Source organism: Collinsella sp. BM28 (genome assembly GCF_054551995.1).
This window is the reverse complement of the sequence record NZ_JBTOLJ010000001.1, coordinates 896,950-916,111: the sequence shown is the minus strand read 5'-3', so window position 1 is coordinate 916,111 and position 19,162 is coordinate 896,950. Positions and strand designations below refer to the sequence as shown.

Annotated in this window: 18 protein-coding genes; all 18 read right to left on the bottom strand. The window is 60.3% G+C overall.

Annotated features, from left to right (window positions below; all coding sequences use genetic code 11):
• Positions 1 to 91: 91 nt before the first annotated feature.
• The gene (locus ACX9NZ_RS03870; RefSeq protein WP_407496449.1) at positions 92 to 994 is read right to left on the bottom strand and encodes an NYN domain-containing protein; all 903 of its coding nucleotides are present in this window, start codon (positions 992 to 994) and stop codon (positions 92 to 94) included.
• Positions 995 to 1,085: 91 nt separating this feature from the next.
• Entirely contained in the window at positions 1,086 to 2,993 is a 1,908-nt protein-coding gene (ftsH, locus tag ACX9NZ_RS03865) for an ATP-dependent zinc metalloprotease FtsH (RefSeq protein WP_407496447.1), read from the bottom strand.
• 115 nt (positions 2,994 to 3,108) lie between these two features.
• Positions 3,109 to 4,020 (bottom strand): TrmH family RNA methyltransferase, encoded by a 912-nt coding sequence (locus ACX9NZ_RS03860; protein ID WP_118653812.1) that lies wholly within the window; start codon positions 4,018 to 4,020, stop codon positions 3,109 to 3,111.
• A 1-nt stretch (position 4,021) separates the two neighbouring features.
• A complete protein-coding gene (locus ACX9NZ_RS03855) occupies positions 4,022 to 4,390 on the bottom strand; it encodes a VOC family protein (protein WP_294158537.1) in 369 nt (122 codons plus the stop codon).
• 77 nt (positions 4,391 to 4,467) lie between these two features.
• Positions 4,468 to 4,980, bottom strand: coding sequence for a dihydrofolate reductase (locus tag ACX9NZ_RS03850; protein WP_294158724.1), 513 nt, complete (start codon positions 4,978 to 4,980; stop codon positions 4,468 to 4,470).
• Between the two features lie 154 nt (positions 4,981 to 5,134).
• The gene (thyA, locus tag ACX9NZ_RS03845) at positions 5,135 to 5,983 is read right to left on the bottom strand and encodes a thymidylate synthase (protein ID WP_302741739.1); all 849 of its coding nucleotides are present in this window, start codon (positions 5,981 to 5,983) and stop codon (positions 5,135 to 5,137) included.
• Positions 5,984 to 6,135: 152 nt separating this feature from the next.
• A complete protein-coding gene (gene ffh / locus ACX9NZ_RS03840; RefSeq protein ID WP_407496444.1) occupies positions 6,136 to 7,626 on the bottom strand; it encodes a signal recognition particle protein in 1,491 nt (496 codons plus the stop codon).
• 152 nt (positions 7,627 to 7,778) lie between these two features.
• A complete protein-coding gene (gene ftsY / locus ACX9NZ_RS03835; RefSeq protein WP_407496442.1) occupies positions 7,779 to 8,696 on the bottom strand; it encodes a signal recognition particle-docking protein FtsY in 918 nt (305 codons plus the stop codon).
• Complete coding sequence (gene smc, locus ACX9NZ_RS03830) at positions 8,696 to 12,232, bottom strand: chromosome segregation protein SMC (protein WP_118653807.1); 3,537 nt, start codon at positions 12,230 to 12,232, stop codon at positions 8,696 to 8,698. Before smc ends, ftsY begins: the two co-directional genes overlap by 1 nt.
• Before the next feature lie 9 nt (positions 12,233 to 12,241).
• Positions 12,242 to 12,967 carry a ribonuclease III gene (gene rnc, locus ACX9NZ_RS03825; RefSeq protein ID WP_302741737.1) on the bottom strand — a complete coding sequence of 242 codons (726 nt, stop codon included), beginning with the start codon at positions 12,965 to 12,967 and terminating at the stop codon, positions 12,242 to 12,244.
• A 3-nt stretch (positions 12,968 to 12,970) separates the two neighbouring features.
• Positions 12,971 to 13,219 carry a phosphopantetheine-binding protein gene (locus tag ACX9NZ_RS03820; protein WP_118653805.1) on the bottom strand — a complete coding sequence of 83 codons (249 nt, stop codon included), beginning with the start codon at positions 13,217 to 13,219 and terminating at the stop codon, positions 12,971 to 12,973.
• 178 nt (positions 13,220 to 13,397) lie between these two features.
• Positions 13,398 to 14,414 (bottom strand): phosphate acyltransferase PlsX, encoded by a 1,017-nt coding sequence (plsX, locus tag ACX9NZ_RS03815; protein WP_302741736.1) that lies wholly within the window; start codon positions 14,412 to 14,414, stop codon positions 13,398 to 13,400.
• A gap of 75 nt (positions 14,415 to 14,489) precedes the next feature.
• Positions 14,490 to 14,669, bottom strand: a complete 180-nt coding sequence (gene rpmF, locus ACX9NZ_RS03810; RefSeq protein ID WP_039910269.1) for a 50S ribosomal protein L32 — start codon at positions 14,667 to 14,669, stop codon at positions 14,490 to 14,492.
• Positions 14,670 to 14,771: 102 nt separating this feature from the next.
• Complete coding sequence (locus ACX9NZ_RS03805) at positions 14,772 to 15,323, bottom strand: YceD family protein (protein ID WP_407496438.1); 552 nt, start codon at positions 15,321 to 15,323, stop codon at positions 14,772 to 14,774.
• Position 15,324: 1 nt separating this feature from the next.
• Entirely contained in the window at positions 15,325 to 15,825 is a 501-nt protein-coding gene (locus tag ACX9NZ_RS03800; protein ID WP_407496436.1) for an ATP synthase subunit B family protein, read from the bottom strand.
• 78 nt (positions 15,826 to 15,903) lie between these two features.
• On the bottom strand, positions 15,904 to 16,401 hold the full coding sequence (gene coaD, locus ACX9NZ_RS03795; RefSeq protein WP_118653801.1) for a pantetheine-phosphate adenylyltransferase: 498 nt from the start codon (positions 16,399 to 16,401) through the stop codon (positions 15,904 to 15,906).
• A 7-nt stretch (positions 16,402 to 16,408) separates the two neighbouring features.
• A complete protein-coding gene (gene rsmD / locus ACX9NZ_RS03790; RefSeq protein WP_294123388.1) occupies positions 16,409 to 16,981 on the bottom strand; it encodes a 16S rRNA (guanine(966)-N(2))-methyltransferase RsmD in 573 nt (190 codons plus the stop codon).
• Positions 16,978 to 19,161 carry an ATP-dependent DNA helicase RecG gene (locus tag ACX9NZ_RS03785; protein WP_118653799.1) on the bottom strand — a complete coding sequence of 728 codons (2,184 nt, stop codon included), beginning with the start codon at positions 19,159 to 19,161 and terminating at the stop codon, positions 16,978 to 16,980. The genes rsmD and ACX9NZ_RS03785 overlap by 4 nt, the downstream gene beginning before the upstream one ends.
• Position 19,162: the final 1 nt, after the last annotated feature.

Genomic DNA, 19,162 nt, shown 5'->3' with positions numbered 1-19,162 from the left:
GGAAAACCTCAAGTCCTCCACGCGATTATCCGCACGCCCCGTAGCGTACGCACCGAGAAACGGCTACAACGCGTCCCGTGTACAAGGCGCTCTAGAGATCTCGTTGACGGAGGTTGATCTGGCGCTTGCCCTGCTCGCCCGCGGGCTCGTCGAACTCGTAGACACCGAGCGACTTGAGGAACGGGCGGAGCCGTTTATATCCATAGTTGCGAACGTCGAAATCGGGAAGGCGCTTTCCGAGCTGGTCGCCGAGCAGCCCCAAGGAAATCCAACCGTCCTCATCGCCGAAGGAATCGATGACGGCGTTAATGGCGCAACGGATCGCCCGAAGATGGCGGCGCTTGTCCGCTCGGCTCATCTCGCCGAAAGCGACCTCTCCCTCGATCTCGTCCTCCGCCTCATCACATGCGCAGCTGCTCGGTTCAGATGCGGATCCGCCGGCATCGCCGGGGCGGCGGCGCCGTCGGCGAGGCGCGGGCTTGCCGACAGGGGCCGAAACATCGTCCTCGCGGGAATCACCGGCATCATCGGCCTCTTCCAGCTGCTGTCGAGCGTACAGCAGGTCGAGATACTTGAACTGGTTGCAAGCGGAGATGAACGGCTTGGGAGTCTTTTGCTCGCCCATGCCGATCACCACCATACCGCTCTCGCGCAGGCGCGCCACGAGACGCGTGAAGTCGGAATCAGAGCTGACGATGGCGAATCCGTCGACCGTACCCGAATACAGGATGTCCATGGCATCGATGATCATCGCCGAGTCCGTGGCATTCTTGCCATACGTATAACTGTACTGCTGCATCGGGATAATCGAATGGTCAAGCAGACAGCTCTTCCAGCTCGCCAGTCGAGGGCTCGTCCAGTCACCGTAGATGCGCTTGTATGTAGCGACACCCGCATTCGAAATCTCGTCGAGGATGACCTTGATATATTTTTCGCTCACGTTATCGGCATCGATCAGGACGGCAAAACGGAGCTCCGAAGCGTTTTCGAACATAGCATCCCTTCGAGTTGCATGCGCATGCGACGACCCCGTCCGCGCAAAAAGACGGACGGGGTCGTATGTCATATGAGGACATGAACCACCATTACTTCTGAGGGCTCTTGGGCATGAGCGGGTTCTCCCTCGTAAGGAGACTCATGAATTCCTCGCCCGTAATGGTCTCCTTCTTATACAGGTAATGAGCGAGCTCATGGAGCTTGAACTTATTCTCCTTGAGCATCTGGAGGGCGCGTCCGTGCGCCTCGGCGATGAGCTTTTGGACCGCAGCATCAACGCGCTCCGCCGTACCGGGTGCGCACGTGAGCGAGGTGTCCTGGTTGAGGTAGGCGTTTTGCACGGTGCCGAGCGCCATCATGCCGAACTCCTCGGACATGCCGAATCGCGTGATCATATTGCGGGCAAGCTTGGTCGCTTGCTCGATATCGTTTGCGGCACCGGTGGTCATCTCGCCGAAGATAAGCTCCTCGGCGGCACGCCCACCGCAGTAGACGGCAAGTTTATCAAGGACCTCCTGCTTCGTGGTGAGAAACCGCTCGTCCTCCTCAACCTGCATGGTATAGCCGAGTGCGCCGCTTGTACGAGGCACGATGGTGATCTTGGTTACCGGCGCCGACCCCTTTTGACGTGCGGCGACGATGGCGTGGCCAATCTCATGATACGCAACTACCTGCTTCTCATAATCGGAAAGCACCGTGGACTTGCGCTGTTGACCGGCGATGACAACCTCGACGCTTTCCTCAAAGTCTTCCTGGGTCGCACGCTTGCGACCAAGACGAACAGCGCGCAGGGCTCCCTCGTTGATGATATTAGCAAGATCGGCACCGGAGGCACCGGGCGTCGCGCGGGCGATGGCAGTGAGGTCTATGCCCGGCTCGGTCTTCACATCTTTGGAGTGGAGCTCGAGAATCGCCTTGCGCCCGGAGAGGTCGGGCAACTCGACCGGCACGCGGCGATCGAAGCGGCCCGGGCGCAGGAGCGCGGCGTCTAGGGAATCGGGGCGGTTCGTCGCGGCGAGAACCACGATGCCCTTTTGGTTGTCAAAGCCGTCCATTTCCGTGAGAAGCTGATTTAACGTCTGCTCACGTTCGTCATTGCCAGAGAAGCCGCCGCCATCGCGCTTCTTGCCGATGGTGTCAATCTCATCGATGAAGACGATACAGGGAGCTTTCTCCTTAGCCTGCTTGAACAGATCGCGCACCTTGGCGGCACCGCGACCGACGAACATCTCGACAAACTCAGATCCGGAAATGCTGAAGAAGGGAACGCCCGCCTCGCCGGCGACAGCCTTCGCGAGCAGCGTCTTGCCGGTACCGGGAGGGCCCACGAGCAGGGCACCACGCGGCAGCTTGGCGCCGATCTCCTCATAACGCTTGGGATTCTCGAGGAAATCGACGACTTCCTTGAGGGACTCCTTGGCCTCTTCCTGACCAGCGACGTCCTTGAACGTGACGCCGACATCCTTGGAAGCGACGATACGAGCGCCGGACTTGCCAAGGTTGCCGCCGCCAAAGCCGCCAAAGCCGCCGCCGGAGAAATCCATCGAGGGATTGTCGTCACCCATGGCCTTCTTCATACGGCGATTGAGCCACCAACCGAGCAGAAAGAAGATGAGCATGGGAGCGAACACCGTGATGAACAGATAGGTCCACATGCCGGAATCCTGCTTGGGAATCGTCACCTTGAGAGTTGCACCAGCCTCTTCGATGCGATTAGTGAGATCCACGTCCGTGGGCATGGTGGTGGTGCGATACGCCTTGCCCTCTTCGCCCTTGAGCGTGTAGACCGCCTGGGCATCATCGGTGGTGTAGCTGACCTCATCGACCTTTTTGTCCTCGAGATCGCTCAAAAGCTGGGAATACGTGACATCCTCGACCTCGAGCCCGCCGTTCTTGAAATTGGGGAACAGCACGCTGCTCAAGACCAGGTACACCGCAAAGGCAATGAGCATGTAGAGGATGAGATTCCGCCTACGCTTATGATCATCCATTTCCATAAGGAAACTCCGTCCGTACGTTCAGTAATGCTCTGAGGATACCCCCGAGCGCGGCCCGTTAAACGCGCGAATCAAGAACGCCCCTCCGTCACGATACGGAGAGACCTGCCATCAATCACGCAAACATGCCCGGACGATATTGGTACCCATTGTCGACGTGGGGACAGAGCTGCCAAAACGCGACGGCGCTCGCAGCGGCGACATTCAAGGAGTCAACGCCGTGCGCCATGGGAATGCGAACCGTCGTGTCGCAGCCGTCAATCGTGCGTCTCTGTAGCCCGGCGCCCTCGGTTCCCATGAATATCGCGAGCCGTTCTATGCCCTGAAGTCGAGGGTCGTCCAAGGAAATCGAGTCGTCGGAGAGCGCCATGGCGGCACACGTGAAGCCGGCATCGTGCAGGACCTCGAGGCCATCACGGGGCCACGTGCGGGCCTCGGTGCCAATCCTCGTCCAAGGTACCTGGAAGACGGTGCCCATGGACACGCGCGCAGAACGGCGATAGAGCGGATCCACACAGGTCGGACTCACGAGAATGCCGTCAACGTTGAGCGCCGCCGCGGACCGGAAGATCGCGCCCACATTCGAATGGTCGACGATGCCCTCGAGCACGCACGCGCGAATCGGGCGCCCAGAGGCGCGCTCAACCAATCCTTCTAGGAAGGCACCCGCATCCGCGAGCGGCGGCCGGTGAAACGCCGCAAGTGCACCACGGGTCACCGAAAAGCCGGTAAGCTGCTCAAGCAGAGCCATCTCGCCAACAAAGACGGGAATATCGATTTCGGGGAAGTCGGTAGCGACCTTCTCGAGCAGCGGGGTGAGCTGATCAAGCCAACGCTCACCCAAAAGGAAGCTCACAGGCACAAGGCCGGCCTCGACCGCGCGCTCGATGACTTTGCCACTCTCCGCGATGAAGATGCCCTTCTCGGGCTCGAGCACTGAACGCAGCTGACGTTCAGTCAGCTTCGTGTACGCCTCAAGACGAGGATCGTCCAATGAGTCAATATGAGCGATTTCAACCCCAGGCATCTTAACGTACCGGCACGATCTCGATGTAGAAACCATCAGGATCCTCGATGAAGTAGATGCCCATGGAGGGGTTCTCCTTCACGATGCAACCCATGGAAGCGTGAAGATCATGGGCGGCACCCATGTCCGCGACCTCGAAAGCCAGATGAATGTCATGCCCGCCCTGGTTGTACGGCTCGACACGGCCCTTGTTCCACGTGAGCTCGAGCTGGCAGGGACTCGCCTCATTGCCGAGGAACACGAGCTTCCAGGAACCGTCCTCGGGTCCCTCCTCGCGCACCGGCGTCAAGCCGAGTGCCTTCTCGTAGAACGCGAGGGACGCATCCAGATCGAGGACGTGGATTTCTGTGTGAGACATCTTGAATTGCATGGTTGCTCCTTCGTACAAGATGGTTGACGGTATATGCCAGACGGTACGAACCACAGGCTCCCACGGGGCGCGGGCCCCTACGATCTGCGGTATGTCATGAACTCGAAGGTGACGTCGGCGTCGCCGGCGCCCTCCTCAATACGAAAAACCTCGGAACAGTCGACGACCGACCAGGCGGAATCTACATCGAGGTTGGGGAAATACGTATCGACATCGCGTATCACGTGGTTGCGCGTGACCTCCGCCTCGATGCAATGAGGCAGGAACTGCTCGTACACTGCTCCCCCGCCGATGACCCAGGCAACGTCCTCATCCGCGACGGCAGCGAGCGCTTCCTCAGCCGAATGAACAACCTCAATACCCTCGCGTTCAAACGCGGGATCACGCGTGAGAACAATGTTGCGACGGTCCTTGAGCGGACGCCCGCCGGGAAAGCTCTCAAGGGTCTTACGTCCCATAACGACGGGATGGCCCTTGGTCTTATTGACAAAATGGCGCATGTCGGCACGATTGGCCACCACCATATCGCCATCCCGTCCAATCCCCCAGTCATCGCACACAGCGACGATGGCCTTAAGCTCACATGTCATCATGCAACTCTTCTCTTGTACATCAGGGGCACAATCCACTTTTAAACCGATGATACCGTAGCCCCGCCCCGGAGCATATCGTCCCGCGCGCAGTTCGCGTAGCGCTGTTTGAGCACGGGGTGATATGCTCCGGGGCGGGGCGGGCGAAACGGATTTAGACCGCGATGGGAATCCCCTTGACCTGCGGCCCCGTCTCATAATCCTCAACAATGAGGTCATCAGTTGTAAAGTCGTAGAAATTCGTGACTTCAGGATTGAGCGAGACCTTGGGCGCCGGGAACTGCGGCCGCTCGATGAGCTCACGCACGATATCCACGTGCCGGTCGTAAATGTGCGCGTCAACGATCACGTGCAACAGCTCGCCTGCGATCATATCGCAATGGCGCGCGACCATCATGAGCAAGATGGCGTACTGACACACGTTCCAGTTGTTGGCAGCAAGGATATCCTGGCTACGCTGCATGAGCACCATGTTGAGCACCGGCTTGTCGCAGCCAGGCTCAGCCGTCACGTTGTACGTCACAGAATACGCGCACGGATACAAGTGCATCTCGGACAGATCGGCAAACGTATACATATTCGTCATGATGCGACGCGAGTACGGCGTATGCGTGAGGTCGTACAGCACGCGGTCCATCTGATCGAAGTCGCCTTCCTCGTAGTGCGACTTCTGCGCGATCTGGTAGCCGTAAGCCTTGCCGATCGAACCGGTCTCGTCGGCCCACTGGTCCCAGATGTGAGACTTGAGGTCGTTGATGTTGTTGGACTTGCGCTGGTAGATCCACAAGATCTCATCCATGGCGGACTTGAGTGCCGTACGGCGCAGCGTGAGTGCCGGGAACTCATCGCGAAGGTCATATCGGTTAGTAACGCCGAAGTTCTTGATGGTGTACGCAGGAGTGCCGTCCTCCCAATGTGGACGGACCTCCTCCCCCTCCGTCGTAGTGCCGTGGTCCAAAATGTCGCGACACATGGTCACAAATAGCTTGTCCGCCTTGCTCACGACTCGCTCCTTCCACACGCAATTGAACATATCTAAACAAGGTAACAGAAGCCCGGCCTTATATACCGTAGGAGTGTATTTGTGGAGCGAAGCGCAACCACACTCCGTAGCGTATATAAGGCCGGGCGCAGATCGAGTTGACGAAAAGGATGTTACTTCCGCCTGAACTGCTCGTTCATCTGCATGAGCTTCTCCATGTCGGACATGCCGCCGCCCATGCCGGGCATGCCGCCCATTTGATTCATGAGCTGGTTCATGTTCATGCCACCCATGCCGGGGACGCCGGGCATACGCATCTTTTTGCCCTTTTTCCCCTTCTTGCCCTTCTTGCCGACGCCTTGCTGTTGCGCCATGGCGCGCACCTTTCCCATCATCTTGTTCATCTCGCCCCACTGCTTCATGAGGGCGTTGACGTCGGTGGGTGTAAGACCGCAACCGCGGGCGATGCGGGCGCGACGCTGGCCGTTGATGATGGAGGGGCGACGGCGCTCCTCTGCCGTCATGGACAGGATGATGGCCTCGTTACGGTCGAAGACCTTCTCGTCGAGGTCGCCGCCCATCTGGTTGAGGGCGCGCTGGCCGCCGGGGAGCATGCCGAGGATACCCTTCATGCCGCCCATCTTCTTGACGGCCTTCATCTGCTCGAGCATGTCATCCATGGTGAAGCCGTCACGAAGCATGCGCTCCGCAGATGCGAGCTGCTCGGCCGTTGCGGCCTCCTGAGCCTTCTCTATAATTCCAATGACGTCGCCCATGCCGAGGATGCGCTTTGCCATGCGCTCGGGGTTGAACACCTCGAGGGAATCAGGCTTCTCGCCCATGGAGACGAACTTGATGGGCTTGCCAGTCACCTCACGCACGGAGAGGGCTCCACCGCCGCGGGCGTCACCGTCGAGCTTGGAGATAATGACACCGTCGAAGTCAGTGCGCTCCGCGAAGGTGGAGACCACGTTGACGATGTCCTGGCCGGTCATGGCGTCGACCACCATGAGAACCTGGTCGGGCTTGACCGCACGCTTGATGTCGACGGCTTCCTGCATCATCTGCTCGTCGATTTGCAGGCGACCGGCGGTGTCGACGATGACCACATCGCGCATGGTGTCGACCGCCTCGCGAATGGAAGCACGGGCGATCTCGACGGGATGAACACCGTCCCCACGGAAGACGGGCACGCCGATTTCACCGCCGAGGGTCGCCAGCTGGTCGGCGGCGGCGGGACGATAGACGTCGCACGCGGCGAGCAGAGGGCTCTTACCCTGCTTTTTAAGCATGTAGGCGAGTTTAACGGCCGCCGTGGTCTTACCGGAACCCTGAAGTCCGACGAGCATAATCACGTTCGGAATGCGGCTGGAGAGCACGAGTTTGCTCTCGGTGCCGCCCAGCAGCTCGGTGAGCTCATCGAGCACGATCTTGACGACGTTCTGCGCAGGCGTGAGCGACTCCATGACCTCGGCAGTGAGGCAGCGCTCCTTCGTGCGCGTGACGAAGTCCTTCACCACGCGGTAGTTGACGTCCGCCTCGAGCAGTGCCATGCGAATATCACGCATGGCCACGTTGATATCGGCCTCAGTGAGTTTGCCCTTACCGCGCAAGCGGTCGAATGTATCGGCGAGGCGGTCGGACAACGAACCAAATGCAGCCATGTATCTCTCTCTTTCTAGCTCTAACAAGTACTGAGACGTCTTTTCCTGATGGAGCAGATTGCCACGAAGCAAGAGCGCAGCGTACTAACGTACGTAAGCTCGCAGCTGAGCGGCAAGGTGCCCATCAGGGGAAGACGCGGGGATTCGTTAACCTAATCTTCCAGTCCCACCAGGGCGCGACAGAAGGCGCGCGCGTCGAAGCGCTTGAGGTCCTCGACTTGTTCGCCCACGCCGATGCGGTAGATGGGAAGCTTGAGCTGCTCGGCAACGGCCAATGCGATGCCGCCCTTCGCCGTGCCGTCAAGCTTGGTCATGATGATACCGTCCAGCCCGAGCGACTCGTTGAATTCCTGGGCCTGGGAAAGGCCGTTTTGGCCGGTAGCGGAATCGATTACAAGCACCACATGGACGGGCATGGGGCCAGAGCTGCACGCCTCGGCGCGCTTGCGGGTCACTTTCACGACCTTGGCGAGCTCGCGCATGAGCTCGGGGCTCGAGTGCAAACGGCCGGCGGTGTCGATGAGCACCAGGTCACTGCCGCGCTTGTCGGCCTCATCGAGAACGTCGTAGCACACACTCGCGGGATCGGAGCCGCGATCGCGCTTGATAACCGGAACCCCTGCGCGCTGCCCCCACACATCGAGCTGCTCGATGGCGGCTGCTCGGAACGTGTCGGCGCTGCCAATAACCACATTTTTGCCGGCATGCGCCTCCGCACTCGCGATTTTCCCGACCGTCGTGGTCTTGCCGGCGCCGTTGATGCCGACAAATAGGACGCAGCTGGGGGTATCGTCAAAGATATCCAACGCGGGCTCGACGAAAAACTCGCTGAGCCGCTCAGCGAGCGCCCCACGGAGTTGCTCGGCGGTCTTCAAATTCTTCCGAGCAGCGGTCTCGCGCAAATCATCCGTGACGCGCATCGCAATCTCGCCACCCATGTCACCCATGACGAGGGTGTCCTCAAGCTCCTCCCAAAAGCTCTCGTCCACCTCGCCGCCGAAATAAAAGACCTCATTCAAGGCCTCGCGGCTACGCTCGAGACCGCGCTTGAGGGAATCGAAGAGACCCATTATGCATTCACGACCTTTCCGGTTTCTCGATCGAGTTTCTGGCTGACCACACGGCTTACGCCGTCGGCCTGCATGGAGACACCATACAACACGTCGGCGTCCTCCATGGTGCGACGTTGATGCGAGATGACGAGCAGCTGCGTCGACGTACGCAGGTAGTCGATGGCACCGATGAGCTTGGAGAGATTCGAATCGTCCAAGGCGGCCTCGACCTCGTCAAGAACGTAGAACGGCACCGTACGAGTGCGGTAGACGGCAAAGAGGAGCGCAAGCGCAGTCAACGACTTCTCGCCGCCGCTCATGAGCATCATCTTCGTGATGCGCTTACCCCGTGGCTGCGCGACGACTTCGATACCGGTCTCGGCAGGGTGCTCGGGATCGGTCATCTCCAGATGAGCCTGTCCACCCGGGAAGAGCATTTCGAATACCTCGCGGAAGTTCTCGTCGACCTTCTCGAAGGTGGTGAGGAAGCTCGTGCGCATTTTGCGATCGATTGCCGCCGTGATCTTGGTGAGCGCCTTGCGGGCACCCTCAAGATCCTCGAGTTGACGGGCGATGTAGTCGGCGCGCGTCTTGAGCGTCTCGTACTCCTCCATCGCGACCTGATTGACCGGACCGAGGTTGTTGATCTGGCGAACAAGGTCGTTGAGCTCGCGCTCGGCGGCGGCACGGTCATCGGGCGCGGGGAGCTGCAACGCCTCCTCCAAGACCGTGGTGCCATCGGCGGTGATGGCACGTACGGCCGCCTCGACTTGCACCTCGAGCTTGCCACGAGACACCTTCGCCTCATTCACCGCGGCGGTGGCCAAATCGACTTCGACCTTCGCGCGCGAGACCTCGCACTTGGCATCTTCGATCGTGCGCTTGAGCGACGCCGAATCGGCCTCCTCCAGCGATGCACGGTCTCGCAGGCGCGCCGCCCAGTCCATGGCACGCTCTGAAAGCGCTTGATACCGGTCATGCAGGGGATCGACGCGCAAACGGAGAACCTCAAGGGAGCGGGCAGACTGCTCGGTGCCGCGAATACGACGGTCTATACCCTCAAGTCTACGCTCGAGTTCGGGAGCACGTGCCGAGAGGCTCTTCACGCGCTCGTTTGCGCGGGCCAAACGCACCTTGGCGTCTGCGAGCTTCGAACCGGCCTCGGCGTCATCTCGGCGTACGCGCTCGAGGTCGTCTTGTGCCTCGTCAATCTGCCGCGAAAGCTCATCCAGGCGCGCAAGCGAATCATCGCGAACCGTCGTGAGCTCGTCGACCCGCGGTTGCGCATCGCGCACGGCGACCGCCGCCTCCTCGCGGCGCTTGGCGAGATTAGCACGCTCGCCGAGCTTGACCGAAAGAGAATGTTCCATACGCCCGATCTCAGACAAGAGCGAGGCATGCTCTCCTTCGAGGCGCGAAATCGTTCCCGCGGCGTTACCCTCGACCGTGCGGGCCTCCTCAATAGCCTCGGTGGCCTCACCAACGCGCTCAACGGCATGGTCGAAGACGGCAAGCAAATCAGGCTCGAATCCCTCGAGTTCGCGAATGCGGCGCTTGCGCTCAAGTGAGCCGGCGGCACCCCCGCTCGTGGCGCCCAAGCGAACCACACCCCCATCACGCACGCGAGCGCCGTCGGGCGTCACGTAAAGCACGCCGGAAACGATGGGAGCCGACAGCGCATCGTCAAGGGAATCGACCACATAGACGTGACCGAGCAAAGCGGCGACGGCGGGAGCGTAGCCCTCGCGCACCTGAAGGCGCTCGACCAAGCGATAACCTGCGGCACCCTGGTGCCGGTCCGAAGCAGTAACATCTCGCGCAAGCAGAAGAGCCTCACCAGATGCATCCTTCTGGCCAAGGGCGAACGACGCAGCACGGGCAAGCGCATCGCCGTCCATGCAGACGAGCGCATCGATGTCCCCCGCAAGCAACTGCTCGACGAGGGGCTCAAGCTCGACGGGGGCTTCGATGACATCACCCAAACGCCCCGCAATGGACTCGGGGTGGTTGCTCACCACACGAGCGGCAAGGGGCGAGGAGTCACTCAGGCTCGCATCGACCTTCCTGAGTCCCGAAAGCTCAGAACGGACGTCGGCGAGCTTCTCACGCGTCTGAGCCTCTTTTTCCCGCAAATCCGCGAGAGCTGCGATTGCCGCGTCAAGGGCATCTTTAGCCTCCTGTCGTGCCGTGCGGGCGTCATCCAGCTCCGCGACGAGCTCGTCGGCACGATCGCGGCGATGGGCCAGAGAAGCACGCAGCTCATCGGCCTCGTCATCGACCTGTTCAAGGCGACGGGCATACATATCATCCTCGAGCTCGGCGTTGGAAAGCGTCTCCTTAACCTTGACGAGTTCGAGGGCGGCACCATCAGACGTTCGCTGGACCTCACGCTGCTCCCGCGTGAGCGCGGTGATAACCTCACCAAGCTCGATTCGTCGCGCGTGGAGCTCATCGGCGGCAGGCTCAAGGGCGGCAACGTCCTCTGCAGCCACGGTGGCCGTCGCACGCTCCTCATCAAGTTGCCGGTTGATGTCGGAAAGCTCCTCCACCGTTCGTCGCCGTTGGTGTTCGGAGCCGGAAAGGGTGCCACGCATCTCGGAGAGGCGCGCGACCATATTACGCCCCTTCTCCTCGAGCAAACGCATATCAGAACCGATTCGCCCGACGATATCCTGCATATGACGGCGCTGTTCACCAAGGTCACCAACGAACAGCCCTTTTTCCTCGAGCATGACCTGGAGCTTCTCGAGCTCGCGCTCCTTTTCGCCTAGGCGGTAGCGGGCGAGCTCGAGGGCCGCAGCGCTCTCGCGCGAGGACGACTCGAGATCCGCCCATTGGGCCTGGAGCTGACGAAGCTCGTCGACGGCAAGGACCTGTGTGAGCTCGGTCGCCCTGCTCGAGAGGTCCTTGTATTTTCGAGCGCGATCAACCTGCCGCTCGAGCGGCTTGAGTTGACGGGAGATCTCACGGTTTATGTCGCGCGCACGCGTGAGATGTTCATCCATGCTCTTGATCTTGCGCAGGGCGCGTTCCTTGCGGCGTTTGTGCTTGGAAATACCGGCGGCCTCTTCGATAAGGCTCCGCCGCTCCTCGGGGCGGCTCTGCAAAATCGCATCAAGCTTGCCCTGGGAGATGATGGAGTGCGTGTCCTTGCCTAAGCCGGAGTCATGCAAGATATCCTGAATGTCCATCAGGCGACACGGACTGGAATTGATGAGGTACTCGCTCTCACCCGAGCGGTACATGCGCCGCGTGATGGCGACCTCGTTGAAATCGACGGGAAGCACGTGATCGGAATTATCGAGCACGAGCGTCACCTCGGCAACACCCACCGGTTTACGCGCAGACGAGCCCGAGAAGATAACGTCCTCCATGGCCTGCCCGCGCAGCTGCTTGGCGCTCTGCTCGCCCAGAACCCACAAGATGGCATCAGAGACGTTCGATTTGCCCGAACCATTGGGACCAACGATAACCGTGAGCCCAGGTTCGAAGGTCATCTGAGCGCGATCGGCAAACGATTTGAAACCCTTGAGGGTGAGCGACTTAAGGTACACGGGGCCTCGCTATCCGAGCTTCTTCTTGAGGATAACGCCATTTGTGGTGTATCCCATGCGATCAAGCGCATCGAGGGCTGCGGCAGCTTCCGCTTCTTTCTTCGAGGAACCGGTGCCGCGGCCACGACGGATACCATCGACCAAGGCGATTGCGGTGAACGTGGGCTCATGCGCGGGCCCCTCTTCTCCAACAACCTTATAAGACGGCGTCTCCATGTGATCGGACTGCACGCACTCCTGCAAAAAGCTCTTGGGATTGGTGGGGTGCTCAGCGCGCTCGGTCGCCAGGTGTGGTTTGAGCGTACGCATGATGAATGTTTCCGCCACACTCCAACCGCCATCGAGGTACAGTGCCCCCACCAAGGCCTCGTAGACGTTCTCGAGCGCGGAATGCATACCGCGGGCGCCAGTCCCCTGTTCAGAGGCTCCCAGGATGATCACCTTGTCGATGCCGAGCTCAAGGCCCACATCGGAAAGCGTTGTGCCTGAGACGAGGGACACCTTGAGGCGCGTGAGCTTGCCCTCGTCAAAGTCCGTATAGGTCTGAAAGAGGGAAACGGCGACAACGGCGCCCAAAATGGAGTCACCTAGGAACTCGAGTCGTTCATACGAGGCCGAGACGGGCTCCCCCTCAACAGCTGAGGGATGCGTGACCGCGCTGCGCAGCAGCGAGATGTCGTTGAATTGATGCCCGCAGATCTCCTGCGCGCGATCGAGCTTCTCGCGAATGGACAAGATCTAGGCCTCCAAGGTCTGCTCGATGGCATCGATCGCCTCGGCGACGGAGTTGATGGCCATGAGCTTATCGTCATCGATCTCAATGTCGAACTCGTCTTCCATGGCGGTCACGAGCTGGAGACGATCGAGGGAGTTGGCATCGAGGTCGTCGAACGTGGTGGCCTCGGAAAGCTCACCGGCCTCGACGCCGAGGACGTCGGCGGCGATATCGCAAACTTTATCGAAAATCTCGGCGCGATCGAGTGCCATGGCACTGCCCCTTTCTCTTTGGACGACACACGGGTGTCGTCCATCCACATATGAAAATGATTTTACCCTAAGCGAAGGCGGCACACACAGCAAAGCCGCGCCCTCGCCGTCAGCGGAGACGCCTTGATCCAGTGATCATCTGCTTTGCGTGCCATGGGAGCACGGCGAAGGGATTTTGTTAGGCCACGGCCCCCATGGAATCGGCCACGCGATCGACGAGCCCTTGGCGCGCCGCGGCGGCACAGGCAAGCGTGCCGTTCTTAACCGCCTCGACGCTCGTGGCGCCATGACCGATCATCACCACACCGCGAAGGCCCAAGAGCACCGCACCGCCCTTCGCATCACCACTCAGCTTGCGCTTGAGGCCACGCAAAACAGGCTTCATGAGAAGCGCGGCGACCTTCCCCCGAAACGAGGACATGAGGCCGCTCTTGAGCTCCTGCATCATGAACTTAGCCGCGCCCTCAATGGACTTAAGGGCGACATTGCCGGCAAAGCCATCGCAAACGACGACATCGAAATGCCCACTCGTGAGGTCAGTCCCCTCGCAGTTGCCCGCGAAGCCTTCGACGTTCTCGGCCATAAGGGGAAAACACGACTGCGTGAACGCGCTCCCTTTATGATCCTCGGTACCGTTGGAAAGGAGACCCACGCGCGGCCCATCGATACCCAACACACAGGACGCATACGCTGCGCCCATTTGAGCGAAACGAACGACATCCATGGGCTCAACATCAGGATTTGCCCCCATATCGCACAAGACGGTAAGGCCGCCGGCTCGATTGGGCAAGGCGTTGGTAAGGCAGGGTCGAATCGCCGAGCGCCTACCATCGAGCTCAACCTTAAAAGGGGTGACGTATGCCGTGCCGGCAGCAGTGACGGCACCCGTCGATCCTGCGGAGAAAAAGCCGTCCGCCTGCCCCTTTTTCACCGCACGACAACCAAGAACGATTGAGGACCTACGACGAGTCATGACTGCCTGTATGGGGTCATCCTCCATGGTGATGACCTCCGGCGCGACGAGAGCCTCCGCTCGATCATGCGCAGAGCAGAACCCCGCAACAACCTCCTCGGGACCCGCAACGAGCACGTCGAGGTCCGCATCGGCCTCGAGCGCGGCCTCGATGCCGGCAAGCACAACCTCGGGCTTCTCGTCGCCTCCAACGGCATCAACACACACGCGAACCTTATCCATGTTGTTCCCCCCGATAGAGAAATGGCCGACTCTAGGAGCCGGCCATAATGAACTCAACGTAACCGCCAGTCGAGTTTACTCGACGACGATGACCTCGCGGTCCTTATAGAAACCGCAGTTGCCGCAGACATGATGCGGGAGCTTCACAGCACCGCAACGAGGGCAGGTGGACTGGGAAGCAGCGTTGATCTTCATGTTCGTCGAACGACGAGAGTGCGTCTTGGCGCGACCCTTTTTTTGCTTAGGTACTGGCATGTTGACCTTCCTTACAACTCATAACTGGCGGCGATTACGCGCAAGCAACGATAATAACAGAATTCACCGAGTTACACAAAACATCAAAAAACGAATAGGTGACTAATCGAGCTTGAGATTCTTTAAGGCAGCGAAGGGATTCTCGTCCGATGCAACCCAGGCTTCTTGAGCGGCATCCGCGCAGCCACAGTCGCCCTCGTTCAGGTTTGCACCGCACGTGGGACACAGCCCTCGGCAATCCTCGCGGCACAAGACGACGAACGGCGTATCCATGACCACGGCATCAGAGATGGCATCGCCAAGATCGACGACTCGATCGGATCCGATGAGCTCAAAGCCATCTTCATAGCTGTCGGGATCCTCGGGCTCCTCGAACAGGTAGTATTCCTCGATCTCACCGGCGACCTCAAAGGATGCGGGCTCGAGACAGCGATCGCACGCGCCCGTCACCTCAGCTCGCACCATGCCAGTGACCAGGATACCGTCGCCCGCGTTCGTGAACACAACGTCAAACGACGCGCCATGCGGCAAGGCAAGGTCCTTGTCTCCCACCGAATAACTAGCGGCGTCGATATGACCGGCAAACGAATAGGACTCACCGGGATTCTCGAGCTTGTCCGACAAATCGACCATGACCGAACCAAGGCAGCTCATGTTACCAGCCCTGGTTCTGGTCCTGGGCAGCGCTGTCGTTTAGCTGCTGGCGGCAACGGGCGACCGTACCGGTGAGGGACTTAAGATTCTCCTCAAGGTGCGTGAACACCTGCTCAGCGTAATCTTCCGCAGCATAGCGGGTCTCGCGCTCGTACTGGTTGGCACGATCGCGGATGTCGTCCGCCTGCTGCTGGGCCAAACGCACAATCTCCTGCTCAGAGGCGATGGTGAGCGCCTGCTGCTGCGCATCGGCGATGATGGAATCAGCCTGAGCGGCGGCACTGGCGAGCAACTCCTCGCGCTCTTTAAGGATGCGACGGGATTTCTGCCACTCCTCGGGATAGCTCATGCGAATCTCATCGAGGATGTTGAAGAAGACATCGGTCTCGATAATCTTTTGCTGGGCGCCCTTGCCGAACGGAGGACGCGCTTCCTCGATGATGCCCTCGAGCTCATCGACAAGGCTCTCGATGCGCTCACCCGGGAGGTTCTCGACCGGCATGAAGGGCTCCTTTCTGCTGTTTCACTCTAACGCGTTATGGTACCACATATGCACGTTTCAACTATTGCGGCAGGTAGTTTATGAAAAACGCCCTTTCAGCGCACTGGCGACGCAGGGAGGAACGAACTCCGATACGTCCCCGCCAAACGAAGCGATCTGGCGCACGACCGAACTCGAAAGATAACCGTATTCAGGAGAGCTCATCACGAAAATGGACTCGAGGTCGGAATCGAGACGGTAATTGAGATCCGCCTGCTGCAGCTCATACTCGAAGTCGGTCATGGCACGCAGGCCCTTGACCACGGCACCGGCACCCACTTGAGCCGCGAAATCGACCAGGAGGCCCGTGAACGGCAGGACGTCCACGCCCTCGAGACCCTGCAAGGCGGTTCGCGCGAGCTCCACGCGTTCTGCAAGGGTGAAGGTGGTCCCCACCCCATTCTTGCCCAGGCTTTCGGCGACGGCGACCGTCACCTTGGGGCAGATCCTCAGGGCACGCCGCACGACATCGATGTGCCCGTACGTTATGGGGTCGAAGGTGCCGGGCACCAGCACGTGATGGATTGTGTTGGTCATGGGTTCCTCACTGGTATCTCAAGAGGTCGATACAGGTCTGGCCGTAACGCTTTTCCCGAAGAGTGTCGAAGCCCTCGAGGACAAGCGCAGGAGTGGACGAGATCCTTTCAAAGAGCGCGATCGCCCCGTGTGCCAGCAAGCCACGGGAGGCGAGCGCGCTCACGAGGTTCTCCGCTGGGCTCGTGCCCAGTGCATAGGGCGGGTCGATGAGCACCACGTCGAAGGGAGCCCCGGGCATACGGCCACGTCGCGCTGCCGTAATCACGTCGCCGGCGACAACGCGCGCCCGCTCACGCTCGCATCCAAGCTTGGCGAGATTGCGCTGCACGAGCGCCGATGCACCCCGATCGAGGTCGAAGAACGTCACATGAGACGCCCCGCGTGAGAGGAGTTCCAGCCCCAGGGCTCCGGACCCGGCAAAGGCATCGAGGACGCGGGAGCCCTCGACGCCCCCATCAAGGGCGCTTTCCAGCATTGAGGCGATAGCCTCGCGCACGCGATCGGTCGTGGGGCGGCTGATGTCACGCCCACGGGGCGACTCGATGGGCCGTCCGCGCCACTCTCCTCCGACGATTCTCATCCTCCACTGACCTCCTTGAAAACATCTCCGTATCGCGCAATGACCTCATGGCGCAACGGCATCGTCGCCTTAGCGGTAAGATCTCGCGAATACCGGAGGAGCTCCTCCGCGTCATCATGAGCGTACTCGACCAGATCGACATCGGCGTCTAAATCGACAAAACGAAGTGAGACCCCGCCGTGCTGCCTCAGGCCGAGGATCTCGCCCTCATGACGAAGACGCAAGTCCATCTCGGCAAGTTCGAAGCCGTCAGAAGTGCGAGCAAGCGCCTCGAGTCGTTCGAGCGCGGGCGACCGGACGCCGCGCTTTGACCGGACCTCCGTGAGCACCATGCAGTTGCCGGGAATAGGGCCACGGCCCACGCGACCGCGCAGCTGATGAAGCGTCGCCAAGCCGAACCGCTCCCCGTTCTCGACGATCATCATCGTGGCGTTCGGAACATCAACGCCCACTTCAACGACGGTCGTGGCAACGAGCACATCGATATCGCCCGATCGGAACGCATCGATGACCTCCTCTTTGCGGCGAGCGGGCATATGGCCATGGAGCATCTCCACACGCACATCTGGCAACAGCCTTCGCATGTTCTTGCATTCGGACTCAACATCATGCAGCGTCACTGCCTGACGGGCGCGCCCGTGTTCATCGATCTCAAGTCCGGGCACGTCCTCGAGTTCATCAGCCCCCTCTTGCGGCGACACCATCGGGCAGATCACATACGCTTGCCTGCCCCGCGCAAGGCTGTCGCGGAGCGCGCCGTACGCAAGATCGCGGCTGGAGCTCTCCAGCACCTGCGTGGATACGCCCGCCCCCGGGACGGGACGATGCCTGATGACACTCGTGTCCAAATCGCCGTACACCGAGAGCGCGAGGGTACGGGGAATAGGAGTTGCCGTCATCACCAGCAAATCTGCCCCAGGCCCCTTTGCCCTCAGCGTATTGCGTTGACCCACGCCGAACCGATGCTGCTCGTCTATGACGACAAGGCTGAGCCGTTTGAACGTCACGTCGTCCCCGAGCACCGCATGCGTGCCGAATAAAACCGTGATTTCCCCCTGACGCAGACGGTCCAACAAAACCGATCTCTCATCGGCGGGCGTGGAGCCGGTAAGGAGGCCCCACGATATTCCAGCGCGCTCCAAGATAGGTCCGCTCTTGACGGCATATTGACGAGCGAGGACGCTCGTGGGCGCCATGACGCACGCCTGGGTGCCCGAGTCGGCAACGGCTCCGAGCGCACAGCACGCAACGGCGGTCTTGCCCGTTCCCACATCGCCGAGCAAGAGCCGATTCATCACGCGATCGCCCCGCGCCATATCGTCCAAGATCTCGTTGACCGCCACGTCTTGCTCGCTCGAAAGCTCAAAGGGAAGCGCTGCGCGCACGGCCGCGACATGCTCGCCCACAAGATGCGGAATGGAGCGGACGCCCAAAAGGTTGGTATCGTTGCGCAGACGCAGGGCCAACTGTAAATAGAGCAGCTCATCGTAGGAAAACCTGCGACGAGCGAGGTCGACTTCCGGCACGATGCGAGGAAAATGGGCGCAGCGCACCGCGCGCGAGAGCGACATCAGGCGACGCCGCGCACGCAACCCAACGGGAACCGGATCGCAAAAGACGCCGACACGCTCCAAGGCCACCGATGTCAAGCGGCGCATCCAGGCTTGAGAGACGCCGTCGCAAACACGATGCACAGGGAGGATGGCACCCTGCGCGCCCCCGTCCTCAATCCGCTCGTACTGCGGCGACGTCATCTGCTTGAATCCATAGGCGAACTCGACTTTGCCGATAACCGCCACACGATCCCCCACCGCAAACTCCCGCGCGATCCAAGGTTGTTTGAAAAACGCGATCTTGAGGACGCCCGAGGCATCGACGAGGAACACCTCGGTCACGATCATACCGCGCTTGGAAGTGGGGCGGTTGGCGACGGAATCCACGGTGCCCACAATCGTGGAGACCTCACCGATCGGTGCCATCTCAATGGACAATGCATGAGTGAAATCGAGATACCTGAACGGAATATGTAGAAGGAGGTCCCCCACCCGCTCGATACCGAGCCTGCGAAGGGCCTCCTCTCTCGCACCCGAGACATATTTCAAACGTGAGATGTCCTCAGACACAGAACAGGTCCGTGCAAGACGGGCCGAGACCCGCGACACGGTGCAAACGTCTGCCATC